The sequence below is a fragment of the Streptomyces rimosus genome, assembly GCF_008704655.1.
In the GTDB taxonomy this organism is placed as follows: Bacteria; Actinomycetota; Actinomycetes; order Streptomycetales; family Streptomycetaceae; genus Streptomyces; species Streptomyces rimosus.
Genome location: NZ_CP023688.1, coordinates 4,443,673 through 4,456,778 on the forward strand (window position 1 = coordinate 4,443,673; position 13,106 = coordinate 4,456,778).

Sequence of the window (13,106 nt, forward strand, 5' to 3'; positions counted from 1 at the left end):
GAAACACCGCATGCGCCCCGCCCCCGGTGAAGTCCTGCACTTCTCCGAAGACCCCACGATCACGCGGTTCGTGCCGCACGTCGCCCCGACCGCGCGGCAGCCCGAGGCGTACGTCTGGGCCGTCGGCAGCGACCGCGCGCCGGACTACTGGTTTCCGCGCCAGTGCCCGCGGGCCATGGCCTGGACGGTGCCGGGCACGACCGCGGAGGACCGCGCCCGCGTTCTCGGGCCGGGCGGCGGCGAGCGGGTACACGCGATCGAGTACGACTGGCTGGACCGCCTGCGTACCACCGAACTGTTCGCCTACCGGCTCCCGGCCGCGGCCTTCCGCCCGTTCGGCGAACCGGTGCCGAGCGCGGTCGTGGCGACGGAGCCCGTCGTACCGCTGGCACCGCCCGAGCCGGTGGGAGACCTGCTGAAGCTGCACCGGGATGCCGGAATCCAGCTGCGGGTGCTCGACAACCTGTGGGGCTTCTGGGACGAGGTGATCACCAGCACGCTCGGCTTCAGCGGCATCCGGCTGCGCAACGCGAAGCCGGCTCGGGAGCCGGGTCCAGGGCAGCCCACCCGGACGGCGCCGAGCCCGGTCCTGCGAAAGCCGGTACGCCGCCGTCTCACCCCACCGCCCGCGGAAACGTCAGCTCCTCTCACCCCACCCGCGTAATCGTCAACTCCCCGTCCGCGTACTGCTTGCGCAGTACCTTCTTGTCGAACTTGCCGACACTCGTCTTCGGTACGGAAGTCACCACCGTCCACCGTTCCGGCAGCTGCCAGCGCGCCACCCGCTCGCCGAGGAAGGCCCGCAGTTCCTCGAAGGCCGCGTTCGCGCCCTCCCGCAGCACCACGGCGGCCAGCGGGCGCTCGCCCCACTTGTCGTCCGGTACGGCCACCACGGCGGCCTCCGCGATCTCCGGGTGGGCCATCAGGTGGTTCTCCAGCTCGACGGAGGAGATCCACTCGCCGCCGGACTTGATCACGTCCTTGGCCCGGTCGGTCAGCGTCAGATAGCCGTCCGGCGTGATCGTGCCGACGTCACCGGTGCGCAGCCAGCCGTCGGGGCTGAACTTGTCGCCGGGCCGCTGGTCGGCGCCCTCCGTACCGCCGTAGTACGCGCCCGCGATCCACGGCCCGCGCACCTCCAGCTCGCCCGCCGACTCCCCGTCCCACGGCAGGTGCACCCCGTCCGGGCCGACGAGCCGGGCTTCCACCGAGGCGGGGAAGCGGCCCTGCATGCCGCGGTAGGCCCATTCCTCATCGCCGCTGACGCCGGCGGGCGGGTGCGAGACCGTGCCGAGGGGCGAGGTCTCGGTCATGCCCCAGGCGTGCACCACGCGCAGTCCGTGCCGCTCCTCGAAGGCGCGCATCAGGGACGGGGGACACGCGGAGCCGCCGATGACGACGTTGCGCAGCGAGGTGACGTCCCGCTTCGTGGCGTCCAACTCTCCGAGCAGACCCTGCCAGATGGTGGGTACGGCGGCGGCGATGGTCGGCCGTACGGTCTCGATCATCTCGGCCAGCGGCGCGGGCTGGAGGAAGCGGTCCGGCATCAGCAGCGAGGCACCCGCCATGAAGGAGGCGTGCGGCAGGCCCCAGGCGTTGACGTGAAACATCGGCACTACGGGCAACGCGATGTCCTGGCCGCCCAGCGCGAACGCCTCCGCGTTGTTGACCTGCATGGAGTGCAGGTACAGGGAGCGGTGGCTGTAGGCGACACCCTTAGGGTCGCCGGTCGTGCCGGAGGTGTAGCAGAGCGCGGCGGCCTCCCGTTCGTCCAGCTCCGGCCAGTCGAAGTGCTGCGCGTGTCCTGCGATCAGCTCCTCGTACTCGTGGACGTGCGGCCGTACGCCTTCCAGTACGGAGCGGTCGCCGGGCCCCGCCACGACGACGTGCTCGACGGTCGGCAGGTGCGGCAGCAGCGGCGCCAGCAGCGGCAGCAGCGAGCCGTTGACGAGGACGACGCGGTCGGCGGCGTGGTTGACGATCCACACCAACTGCTCGACGGGCAGGCGGAGGTTGAGCGTGTGGAGTACGGCGCCCATGGAGGGAATCGCGAGATACGCCTCCAAATGTTCCGAATTGTTCCACATGAGAGTGGCCACCCGCTCATCGCCGCGGACCCCCAGCTCGTCGTGGAGCGCATGGGCGAGCTGCGCGGAGCGGGCGCCGATCTCCGCGTAACTGCGGCGGTGCGGTTCGCCCTCACCGGTCCAGGTGATCGCCTCGGCCTTTCCGTGGATCGTCGCGCCATGCGTCAAGATCCTCGAAACGAGCAGGGGTACGTCTTGCATCGTGCTCTGCACCGGGAGCCTCCCCATAGGGTGCGCCTGTTACGCGCGGGTAAGTTCCTGGCGATTGTGCTGGTGTTCCTCGCGGTATGTCACTACCCGGCCGGCAGCAATTCAGCCGCTGACGTGGTGGCCGATACCTCTGTGGCGCCGTCGGCAAGCGGTGCATCCAACGGCGCCCACGGGTCCGGCTCCCACACCGGGTGAATCCCGATCAGTCCGTCTTCGCCAAGTTCGCCATTACGGATGAGCGCCACCCGTCGGACGAGTTGCCGAATGATCGCGTTGCGCTCGGCCGTGAGGAGCGTGTCCCACTCTTCGATCAGCCCTACGGCCGGCGGCCGGAACTCTTCGGCGCTGGGCAGTTCCTCGACCACGGCGATCTTGTCCAGTTCGCGCCTGATGGCATCCCGTTGCGCCACAAGGGTGTCCGGCCGGTCGAAGCCAACGATCACTCCGTTGACGCGCTGCGGTACGCGGTGCACAGCACAGCTCACGAGTGGCGCCACCTGCTCACCGGGACCACGGAGTACGCGGCGGAATCTTGATGGGCTTGCCCGCCTCCGCCCTCTTGATGACCCATGTGGAAAAGGCGAGGCTGTACAGGCCCAAGGCGCACACGGGCAATCCGAACAGCCCCCACCTTCCTTGCCAACCGGACAGTATCCATCCGTGCGCCGACAGCATCACGACGCCAGGAATCGCAAACGGAAGCATGATGACGGCCGCCCGTCGTCCCCAGCGAAGCCGCTTCAGGTACTGCTCGCATCTGCGCTCGATTTCAGCAGCTTGGGCATCCTCCGCGTCCAAGATCCGCCGCTGCCGCTGCTCCAAACGACGCTGTAGCTCCTCTGACTCCGGGCTGGTGGGTGCCCCAAACACAACGTCACCGTGGATAGCACCCGCCTGTATGGCGTTCCCATTCACGGTGCCGCTCAACTCGTTGCGCACACGCTGCGGTTCACTCATGTACGCAACCTACGCATCAGGTAGTCGTGATCACCATTTGGAGGCGAGTTGTCCCTGCCGGAGCCCGGCGCAGCATGGCCGCCGCGGGACATCGCGCCCCTGTACGCCGATATCCGCGTTGATGACGCGTGGTACTCCGGCGACCGTAAGAAGCTGACCAACGTCTACCGGCACGCTCCGCAGCAGCGCCACGACGGCCGCCGCCGTCTGTGGGGCCGCCACCGCCCGCCGAGCCAGCGCGAGCACCGGCTGCACATACCGCTCGCCGGAGAGATCGCGCAGACCTCCGCCGATCTGCTGTTCGCCGACACCCCCGTGATCACCGTGGGGGACACGGCGACGCAGGATCGCCTCGGCGACCTGCTCGACGCGGGCGGCGATTCACGCGGAGACCGGGCAGGCCGCCCCCGACCCGGTCGGGAGTTTCCCGCTCGCTGCCTGATCGGGGTGCACATGCCCGTGTCCCCCGATCAGGTCGAGTACCTCGCCGCGGTGACCGCGGACCTGTACGCCGGTGTCGAGCGGCAGCTGCTCGAACTGTGCGCGCGGCAGCTCGCCGCAGGGCTGGACGCGCCCGGCTGGGCCGTGGCCAAACTCGCCGCCGTATCCCCGATGCGGCGCGCGGCCAACGAGATCAGGAAGTGCGGCACGCAGGTGCACCTCCGCGGGCGCATCCTGCGCACCGCCGGACTCATCCCCGCCGACGGGCAACCCCTGCCGGGTCCGACCCTGCCGCAGACGTACTGGCCCACGCAGTCCCCCACCTCGTACGCCGAGGTATCGTTCGGATGCGAGGTCAGTGCGACCTCTCCGGCCGGCACCGTCCGCGGCGAGATCAGCGGCCGAGTCAAGATCACCGCCGCCTTTCAGCGCGCGTCGTCCTCGTGGCTGGCGTTCGGATACACCTGGTGGACCGACTAACAAATGCAGCAGCGGGACCGCTGTCGGTCAATGATGGTTCTGCCACCACAACAGCAGCGATGTCACGCCTGCACTTCCCAACCCGTAGGCCGCACCCCGTGCGATCTGGGCAAGCAGCAGCCGTACCCAGCGGAACCACGCAGGTAACCGACGCTTGCGAGCCGTGGCGGCGGGCTTGGGCTGGTCCTTGCCGGGGTCCGTAGACTTGCTCATAGGAGTTGCTTCCTTCCGCAGGAGAGCGTTCCGGAACGAGCCCCACCGGGCCGAAGGTTGGGAGCCAAGAGGCCCGGTGTGGGCTCTTTCTCATGCTCTCAGATCGCCACCTGGGCACGTCATGAGCCTGATGTGTACAAAATCGCCTGGCGAACTTTCATGACTGGGCCAAAAGTCCGCCTACAGCGCACGGTTGGCCGTCGGGTATAGCCCGGTTTGGCCGTCGGGTATAGACCGGTAACCCTGCCTTCCTCTTCCTTCACGAGCGCTTTCTGTATCCGCGGTCTTGGGTGTCCTCCGAGAGGCACCACTCATGAAGCGCCAGGTCACAGGGGCCATTCGAGCAGAAGTTCCGTTCGGAGAACCGCGTTAGAGGAACGCAGTACGGGTCCGGGTGCGCGACCCACCGGTCATTACCACGGGGATGTCGTGCAAGAGCGTGCCGTCCCAGTCCCAGACCGCGTGTACGAGTGACCCGGGAGTGATCACGGCGGCCCCCTACCGAACCTTGTTCTGTGACCTGCGCACCGATCAGATCATCGACGCACTTCCCGTTCAGGGTGTGCGCCTGGACGACTGGTCTGCATCCGCCCGAAAAGCCGCTCGTAGGAGTGCGGCTGCGCGGAAGGCACGTCCAGCTGTGCGACCCACCGGCTTAGAGCACGGCGATGTCGTGCAAGAGCGCGCCGGTGACCCGGGGGTGATCATGGCGGACCCCTACCGGGCCCTGTTCTGCGACCTGCGCACCGACCAGGTCATCGACGCCCTGCCCATACAGGGGGTGTCCCTTGGTGACTGGATCGGCAAGAGCGGGTCGCTCGGCGCCACCATCCCCATACCGAACGCCGCTCTTGCGGGCCGTGTGGGTCGAGCGGGGCCGCGAGATTTGGTGGGTCGGCATCCTGTGGACCGCCAACGTCAGCAGCAACCGCGGGCTTCTGTCCATGCAGATCCAGGCCGCCACCTGGGATTCGTACCTCAATCACCGGCTGCTGTACGACACGATGACCGCGGCCGGTGTCAATCAGTTCGACATCGCGAGGCAGTTGGTCGACTACGCGCAGCAGGCCGCCGGCGGAGACATCGGCATCGATTACGACCTCCACCTGCCCGGAATGGTGCGCGACCATATGTACAGCCGGTACGACCTGCCCACGATCCGCGACCTGCTCGCAAAGCTCGGCGCGGTCGAGGGCGGGTTCGAGTGGCGCATCGCGTCATACCGCGATCCGGAGTCCGGCCGACGTGTCAAGCGCCTGCGGCTGGGGACCCCGACGCTGCGCAGCGGTACCGCCGACATCGTCCTCGACCACCCGGGCCCCGTTCCGACGTACTCGTGGCCGGTGGACGCGACCGGGCAGGCGAACGTCTGGCAGTCGCGCGGTGCGTCCGACAACAGCAACCAGGCCGCCAACGGTGTCCTGATGCTGTCGCGGCTTCTGGTCGCTGAGGAAGACACCTCGGCCGGCTGGCCGCGGCTGGACGGGAGTAAGTTCCTGGCGATTGTGCTGGTGTTCCTCGCGGTATGTCACTACCCGGCCAGTGCGTATTCGGCCGTTGTCCCGGCGCGGGGCGGCTCCGCGACACCGCCGGTGAGCGGTACGGGGAGGGGGCGGAGCCCTCGTGGGGCCGACCGGGATCAGGCCATCTTCGCCATGTCGGGCGGGGGGCGCGGTGGCCGTACTCACGCCGGGCCGTACGCCCCGCGCACCCCCGACCACCCCAAAGGGTGGGCACCGCGACCGTTGTACCCGGGAAGCCTCTTGGCACGTACGCGTTCCGTATGGAGGTCGGATCATGCAGGAGAACTGGGAAGAGGCCGACTACGAAGCCCCCGAGCTTGCCGAGGTCGGCGACTTCGGGGAAGTTACGCACGGCTATTCCGGTCTCTACTGGGACGGGTACTCGGCGTTCTTCGGGCTGGCGTAGGTGCGTGGCCGCCGTGGGGCGTGTGATTCCCATCGGCGGCCCGGGGTGCGTAAATTGAGCGAATGTTCGAGAAGGTGGGCGCGGAAGAGTCCGCGCGCCTGGAGGCCCTGGCGGCGAAGGTGCGCGATGAGCTGCCCGCCGCCGGTCTCCCCGTGCTTGCGCCCGGCTTGCATCACGCCCTGGCCGGTGGAGCCGAGGTGGAAGTGGACGATGGGGCCGACGCCGCCGGTGGCGTGTATGTGGACTGGGAGGCCAGCCCGCGCCTACGAGAGTGCGCGGTCCGCGCTCTCCGCCTCCGATTGATGGACGATCCCGTTCTGCGGCGCCCCGGCCAGATATCGGCCGCGATGATGCACGCGATGGCCGCGATCCTGACGTCCGCCGGCTTCACCGTCGAGGACCCGGACGACGAGTACCGTCCGTTCCACCTGCGGGTGCTCGCCGGCCCCGCCCCAGACGTAGCGTCCGGGTGGGAGCCGCGCGAGGAGGAAATGGACATGTCCGCCTGGCAGACAGCCGATGAAGGCGCCGACGCCGACTGACTTCGGCTGCGTACGGCTGGCTGCGGCTGCCTGCCCACGGACGTGCGGGGTTACGGAGCGCCGCTCCCGCCCCGGTCGAGCGCGAACCACACCCCCTTGCGCCGACGGGTGTTGATGTTGGGCCGGTAGACGCCCCACCGGGACGCCAGGGCCTCGACCAGGAGCAGGCCGCGCCCCGATCCGTCATCGGGCAGGGCGGGCAGGCTCAGGAGGCGGCTGCCGGGTGCGTCGTCCCATACGGCCACGCGTACGGACGCGGGGTGTACGGCCACGTCGAGGCGTACGACGGCCGTGTCAGTGTGCAGGTGTACGTTCGTTACGAGCTCGCTGACCAACAGCCGTGCGTCGTCGACGAGTTCGGCGTTGCCGGTCAGGTTCATCAGGTCGGCCACGACGGTCCGGGCGATCTCCGGCGCGGCCACGCCGCTGACCAGGTCGAACCGGAACGAGTGGGGGTGCGCTTCGGGGAGTGCGGGGGGTCGTTTCAGGGATGCGAGAGTCATGGCTACGTCTCCCAACGCGGTGATGCGCGTTACGCGTTGCCGTGTCCCTGGCCACTCCCCAAGGAACGCCCGCCCGAAGGCGCACGCGAGCGGCTGCACTTCGGCATTTCGGCGTGCGGCGCGGTGCTGCCAGCGACCATAGGGTGAAACACTGCACCGGTACAACCCTGTACCCCGAACGAGCGTCGGCAGGTAGACCGGTGAGGCCGTTCCCGGCACACTCAGGGGTGACAAGGGAAAGGGACACATGCCACCGAGGGACAATCCGACCGCCCGACAGATTCGGCTCGGTGTCGAGCTTCGGAAGCTACGCGAGCGTGCCGGGCGGACAGCACGCGAGGCCGGCGGATTGCTGTCCACCGATGCGGCCCGCATCAGCAACATCGAGGCCGGCCGCCTCGGAATCAGCGAAGAGCGCATTCGCCGCCTGACGACCTTTTACCAGTGCGACAACGAACCACTCATCAACGCCCTGTGCGAGATCGCCGCCGAGCGCAGGGGAACGCACTGGTTCGACGATTACCGGGGCATCCTGGCGCCCGGCTGGCTGGACATCGCCGAGCTGGAGCTGCACGCAACTGCGGTTCGCTCGTTGCAGTCAACCACTATGCCCGGCCCGTTCCAGACCGAGGCGTACGCGCGCACTTTGTTCGAAGGAGTCACACCAGCCCTTCCGCGTAACGCGGTCGAGACGCGCATCGAGCATCGGCTCAAGAGGAGGGCCATCTTCGTGGGCCCAACGGCGACTCCCTACTCCGCGATTCTCCACGAGGCCGCCCTGCGGATGCGATTCGGCGGACGCAAGGCCACGCGCGAGCAGCTCGAGTACCTTGTCGAGGTTTCACACATGCCCACCGTGTCCGTGCGGGTGATTCCGTTCACGAACGAAAGGTTCATCGAGGTCACGCAGCCGGTCATGTACGCGCATGGAACGGTTGAGCAGCTGGACACCGTACAGATCGATGCGGCTTTTGGTGGACGGTTCCTCGACTCGGAGGCCGACCTGAAGAAGTACAACAGCCTGCTCAATATCGCCGAGCACGCGTCTCTGAACGAAACCGAGTCGCGGCAGTTCGTACACAACATCGCAAAGGAAATGTGAGCCTAGAGCATGAGCGCGATCAACCCGATCAACTGGCAGAAATCTTCCTTCTCGGGGGGCGGCGGAGAAAACTGCATCGAGGTCGCAACGCACGAAGGAAGCATCGTGATGCGTGAGAGCGACGACCCCAGCAGCACCATAACGACTAGTCGCGCGAAGATGGCCGCGTTCATTGCGGGCATGAAGAACGGGGAGTTCGACCACCTCGTCAACTAGTACGAATTACCGGACATTCGTTCGCCGCAGGGGCGCAGCCCCCGCCCTGACTTGGGCGGGGGCTTTTTGCATATGCCACCTTGCATGGTTGTACCGGTCCACACTTGCACCACTGCCGAGCATGGCGCTACGTTCATTGCACGCGCCGTTCCGCAGCCGAAACCGCAAGGGCATGGCATGGCCCGGCGCGCACCTCTCATAGCCACCGGCATGAGGGTTCCGTAAATCCCCTCCCCGTCGATTTCTCCTAAAATTATGCGGGGAGGGGGCCATCAATTACCTCGACGCAGCAGGTCTACGCATGCCCGTAAAGGGGCTGAGCCGTAGGGGAAGAAAGACGCTGCGGCGACATTTGCGCACCGGGCTCCGAGGAACGGTCATTCCCCGGTGGGCGGCACGCCCTGCGCCGAAGCCCTCGCCAACGAACCGCAAGGAGTGGCGCCGTGAACGCAACCCTCACCCACGACGTAAGGCCCCGGCTGGCCGCGCTCGTCACCGCGCTCGAAGAGGGCGGCGCGCTCCGTAGCCCCGAGTGGGCGCGGGTTTTCGCCGCCGTACCCCGCCACGTCTTCGTGCCGCGCTGGTACGAGCAGGAGACCACGGACAACGGCGTCACCGCGTGGCGCCTGCGGGACGCCTGCGACAGGGCCGGGACGCGTGGTTCAGCGCCGCCTACAGTGACCGCACCCTCGTCACCGCCCTCGACCCGGCCACCGCCGAACCGGTCGGCGACCGTACCTGGACCGGCCTGCCCACCTCGTCCGGCACCGCGCCGCACCTCGTGGCCGGCATGCTGGAAGAGCTCGACGTCCGCGACGGCCACCGGGTCTGGGACATCGGCACCGGAACCGGGTACCTCACCGCCCTCCTGTGCACCCGCCTCGGCTCCCGCCTGGTCCACTCCAGCGACATCGCCCCCGCGCTCTCGGAGGCCGCCCGTACCCGCCTGGCGAGCCTCGGCCTCACCCCGCATCTCAGCGTCCACGACGCCCGGTACGCCCACTCCGAACATCCCGGCCGTCCCGGCCGCCCCGGCTTCGACCGCGTCATCGCCACCTGTTCCGTACGGTCCATCCCCGACGCATGGCTCCGCAGGACGCGCACCGGTGGGGCCGTACTGACCGACCTCGACCTCGGTATCGAGGGCGGCCTCGTCCGCGTCACCGTCGACGGCCGGCACGCCGCCGGACGCTTCACCCGGACCACCGCCCGCTTCATGGCGGCCCGCGGCGACGCCCACACGTACTTCCGCGAGCGCCGGCCCCCGTACGCACCGGAAGCCGCCACTCGCCCCACCACGGTCACCGCGGCCGACCTGCGGACCCACTACCCCTTCCGGCTGCTCCTGGCCTTCCACCTGCCGTACGCCGAACTCGTCTACCACTGCGCCGCCGATGGCGCCCTGTCGCTCCAGATCCAGCGCGACGGGACGTGGGCCCGGTCGCCGATCACCGGGGAACGCCCCGGCTCCGTCACCTACGGCGGCGCACGCGATCTCTGGGCGACCGTGGAAGCCGCCTGGCGGTGGTGGAACGAGCACGGCCGTCCGGCGCAGGATCGGTTCGGTTACGCCTGCGAGCCGGACGGGCGGCATCACGTATGGCACATTCCGGACGGGCGGCGGTGGGATCTCACGCCGTAGCCCGTGCGCGCCGGGTGCAGCGCGCCCCGTAGCTCACGGTCCCCGGCGGCACAGTCCCGGCCACGCTGTCCCCCTATCACGCGGTATGTGACCCGCGCACCGAGAAATCAGGAGTCTCGGACACTACGGTCATGGCAGCCTGGGGGTATGGGGACGATGGTGGGAACGGTGACCACGCTGTGGCGTTATCCGGTGAAATCGCTGCTCGGTGAGGAGGTTCCGGACATCGCGGCGGACGCCCGCGGGCTGACGGGGGACCGCGCGCTGGCGCTGGTGCACGAGACGACCGGCCAGGTCGCCAGTGCCAAGAATCCACGGTTGTGGCGCGACTTGCTGAAGTTGCGGGCGGAGATCATCGACGGCGCCGTACGGATCACGCTCCCCTCCGGCCGGACCGTACGCTCCACCGACGCGCACGTCGACAAGACCCTCTCCGCCCACCTCGGGCAGCCCGTCACCCTGACCGACACCCCGCCCGAGAAGGCCACCCTGGAACGCTCGCAGCCCGAAGAGGTGCTGGCCGCCGGAGAAGCGGCCGAGGTCGGGAACGAGACCCTGGAGATCGCCTCGCAGGCGCCGCCCGGCACCTTCTTCGACTACGCGCCGCTGCACCTGATCACCCGCGCCACCCTCGACCGGATCACCGAACTGGGGCCGCGCGCCACCACCGTCGAGGCCGAGCGCTACCGTCCCAACATCGTCATCCGTACCGAGGCCGCCGGGTTCGTCGAGAACGACTGGCCCGGCCATGAGCTGCGCATCGGCGACGAGCTCACCCTGCGCATCGTGGCCCGTACGCCGCGGTGCGCCGTACCGACGCTGGAACACGGCAGGCTGCCGCGCGACCCGGACGCGCTGCGCGTACCCGCGCGGCACAACCGGGTGGTGCCGCTGGAGGGCATGGGGCCGCAGCCCTGCGCGGGGGTGTATGCCCAGGTCGTCCGGCCGGGGCGGATCCGGCAGGGGGATGCGGTACGGGTGGTGTGAGGGGGCGCGGAGGGGGGCGTACGGCTACGCCGCGACCGCCAGCTCAGGGTCCTCGCGAAGCTTGGCCAGGGCCCGGGAGACGGCGCTCTTGACCGTACCGACGGAGACCCCGAGCACCTCCGCGGTCTGCGCCTCGCTCAGGTCCTCGTAATACCGCAGCACCACCATGGCCCGCTGCCGCGCCGGCAGCCGCAGCACCGCCCGCCACATCGCGTCGCGCAGCACCTGGGCCTCGGCCGGGTCGGGGGCCGGTACCGGGTCGGGCTCGGGTATCTCCTCGCAGGCGAACTCGTCGACCTTGCGCTTGCGCCACTGCGAGGTGCGGGTGTTCAGCAGGGCGCGGCGCACATAGCCGTCCAGCGCGCGGTGGTCCTCGATCCGCTCCCACGCCACGAACGTCTTGGTCAGCGCGGTCTGCAGCAGGTCCTCGGCGTCGCTCGGGTTGGCGGTGAGCGAGCGGGCGGTCCGCAGCAGCACCGGCCCGCGGGCCCGTACGTACGACGAGAACGACGGGAACACAGCGGCGCTGGAAGCGCTGGTGCACACTGGCGTGGTCATGCTCCAACGCTAGAAGCGCGGGACGCCGCGACGGATCGCCCCCAGGTGCCGAAGCCCTCTCCCTCTCAAGTTGTACAGGTGGTGCTGGCCCCACCTCCTAAAGGCGGACAGCCACTCGTCCCCCGTCAGGGTGCCGTTCCCACTTTGGTCAGACCACTCGACCACTTTCGACAGGGCCCCGGCCCCCGTGTGCCGGGGCCCTGCCCGTGGTCGGCCGGTATGCCGGGCTACTGGACTGCCGGCCAGCCGGGCTGTCAGGCTGCCGGGCTGCCGGGCTGCCGGGCTGCCGGGCTGCCGGGCTGCCGGGCTACTGGATCACGGCGACCGGGGCGTCCACCTGGTTGCGGTCGATGATCAGCCGGCGCCCGCCGTGCGACTCCGCCACGTTGCCCGCGTACTGGTGGATACGCAGGTGCGGACGCCACGCCTGGCGGGACAGCTCGGGCTCGCCGTACAGATTCGGCTTGCTGTGCCAGCGCGCGAACCACATCACCGACGGCAGGTCCCGGGCGCCCGCCTGCCGCGCGCGCTCCATGTGTCGTACGCCGGAGTCGGCGCTGCTGTAGAAGCCGGGCACGTAACCCATGCGGCGGGTCTCGCGGTTCCAGGCCCTGATGTAACCGAGCGTCTTACTGGTGCAGGACGTGTTCCGCAGGCTGTACGCCTCCATGTCGAGGTACAGCGCGCTGCCCGGCGCGATGCCCAGCGCCTTGGCGCGCTGCACGGCGTCCTGGCCCTCGCTCGCGCCCACCTGTTCCGCATTGCCGCGGATGGTGACCTTGCGCTTGTTCTTGTTGACGACGCACGGCGCCTGCGAGCCGACGTACAGCGGCAGCATCCGCCAGCCCGCGCGGTCGGCGGAGCGCACCCAGTCGGCGCTGAGGTTCGGCTGGGTGGGGCAGGCACGGCCGCGGCCGCCGAAGTAGATGCCGATGCCCCGGTACTTGGTCTCCTTCCAGGCTTGCAGGGTGCTCAGCGGCGGCGCCTTGCAGGTGTCGAACGCCCAGCCCTGGAAGACGTTCGGGCCGCGCGGCCAGCTCCGTTCGGGCTCCGCTCCGGCGGCCGGGGCGAGGAGGGTGGCCAGCAGGCCGAGCAGGGCCGTGAGCAGGACGGTGGGGAACAGCAGACTCCGTCGGATGATCCGTTTTGTTGATCCCATACCGGGAGTCAAAGTGCGGGTACGGGGAGCGGCCCGCCGGACACGCCAATGGGAGCGCGCATTCAGCCTTACGGGTGCCT

The 13,106-nt window shown here is 69.0% G+C and carries 14 protein-coding genes; 8 read left to right on the forward strand and 6 right to left on the reverse strand.

Annotation, left to right across the window (positions count from 1 at the left end):
* The first annotated feature begins 10 nt into the window (after positions 1-10).
* Positions 11-664, forward strand: coding sequence for a DUF6886 family protein (locus CP984_RS18715; protein ID WP_003983543.1), 654 nt, complete (start codon positions 11-13; stop codon positions 662-664).
* On the opposite strand, the gene CP984_RS18720 is transcribed toward CP984_RS18715, so the two are convergent.
* From CP984_RS18720 to CP984_RS18730, 3 genes are all read right to left on the reverse strand, one after another.
* On the reverse strand, positions 648-2,300 hold the full coding sequence (locus CP984_RS18720; RefSeq protein WP_003983542.1) for a long-chain fatty acid--CoA ligase: 1,653 nt from the start codon (positions 2,298-2,300) through the stop codon (positions 648-650). The genes CP984_RS18715 and CP984_RS18720 overlap by 17 nt on opposite strands.
* Positions 2,301-2,380: 80 nt before the next feature.
* On the reverse strand, positions 2,381-2,782 hold the full coding sequence (locus CP984_RS41295) for a hypothetical protein (RefSeq protein WP_156100256.1): 402 nt from the start codon (positions 2,780-2,782) through the stop codon (positions 2,381-2,383).
* A 16-nt stretch (positions 2,783-2,798) separates the two neighbouring features.
* Entirely contained in the window at positions 2,799-3,254 is a 456-nt protein-coding gene (locus CP984_RS18730) for a hypothetical protein (protein WP_139679692.1), read from the reverse strand.
* A gap of 48 nt (positions 3,255-3,302) precedes the next feature.
* Here CP984_RS18730 and CP984_RS41300 point away from each other — a divergent pair, with 48 nt between their 5' ends.
* The 3 genes from CP984_RS41300 (at position 3,303) to CP984_RS18745 (ending at position 6,859) form a co-directional block, all read left to right on the forward strand.
* Positions 3,303-4,175, forward strand: a complete 873-nt coding sequence (locus CP984_RS41300) for a hypothetical protein (RefSeq protein WP_003983539.1) — start codon at positions 3,303-3,305, stop codon at positions 4,173-4,175.
* 2,010 nt (positions 4,176-6,185) lie between these two features.
* On the forward strand, positions 6,186-6,317 hold the full coding sequence (locus CP984_RS18740; protein WP_106434790.1) for a lasso RiPP family leader peptide-containing protein: 132 nt from the start codon (positions 6,186-6,188) through the stop codon (positions 6,315-6,317).
* A 62-nt stretch (positions 6,318-6,379) separates the two neighbouring features.
* Positions 6,380-6,859 carry a hypothetical protein gene (locus CP984_RS18745; protein ID WP_003983536.1) on the forward strand — a complete coding sequence of 160 codons (480 nt, stop codon included), beginning with the start codon at positions 6,380-6,382 and terminating at the stop codon, positions 6,857-6,859.
* Positions 6,860-6,909: 50 nt separating this feature from the next.
* Here CP984_RS18745 and CP984_RS41305 read toward each other — a convergent pair whose 3' ends face one another.
* Complete coding sequence (locus CP984_RS41305; protein ID WP_003983535.1) at positions 6,910-7,362, reverse strand: ATP-binding protein; 453 nt, start codon at positions 7,360-7,362, stop codon at positions 6,910-6,912.
* A gap of 247 nt (positions 7,363-7,609) precedes the next feature.
* Between CP984_RS41305 and CP984_RS18755 the strand changes: the two genes are divergently transcribed.
* The 4 genes from CP984_RS18755 to CP984_RS18770 all read left to right on the forward strand — a co-directional run bounded on the left by CP984_RS18755 (position 7,610) and on the right by CP984_RS18770 (position 11,309).
* Positions 7,610-8,464: a helix-turn-helix domain-containing protein gene (locus CP984_RS18755; RefSeq protein WP_030185576.1), complete on the forward strand. Its 855-nt coding sequence runs from the start codon at positions 7,610-7,612 to the stop codon at positions 8,462-8,464.
* A gap of 9 nt (positions 8,465-8,473) precedes the next feature.
* A complete protein-coding gene (locus CP984_RS18760) occupies positions 8,474-8,680 on the forward strand; it encodes a DUF397 domain-containing protein (RefSeq protein WP_003983533.1) in 207 nt (68 codons plus the stop codon).
* Between the two features lie 619 nt (positions 8,681-9,299).
* Complete coding sequence (locus tag CP984_RS18765) at positions 9,300-10,322, forward strand: methyltransferase domain-containing protein (RefSeq protein ID WP_003983532.1); 1,023 nt, start codon at positions 9,300-9,302, stop codon at positions 10,320-10,322.
* Positions 10,323-10,469: 147 nt separating this feature from the next.
* Positions 10,470-11,309: an MOSC domain-containing protein gene (locus CP984_RS18770; RefSeq protein WP_226048672.1), complete on the forward strand. Its 840-nt coding sequence runs from the start codon at positions 10,470-10,472 to the stop codon at positions 11,307-11,309.
* A gap of 24 nt (positions 11,310-11,333) precedes the next feature.
* Here CP984_RS18770 and CP984_RS18775 read toward each other — a convergent pair whose 3' ends face one another.
* Both CP984_RS18775 and CP984_RS18780 read right to left on the reverse strand, forming a co-directional pair.
* A complete protein-coding gene (locus tag CP984_RS18775; protein WP_030185583.1) occupies positions 11,334-11,867 on the reverse strand; it encodes a SigE family RNA polymerase sigma factor in 534 nt (177 codons plus the stop codon).
* Positions 11,868-12,174: 307 nt separating this feature from the next.
* On the reverse strand, positions 12,175-13,026 hold the full coding sequence (locus CP984_RS18780) for a DUF1906 domain-containing protein (RefSeq protein ID WP_003983529.1): 852 nt from the start codon (positions 13,024-13,026) through the stop codon (positions 12,175-12,177).
* Positions 13,027-13,106: the final 80 nt, after the last annotated feature.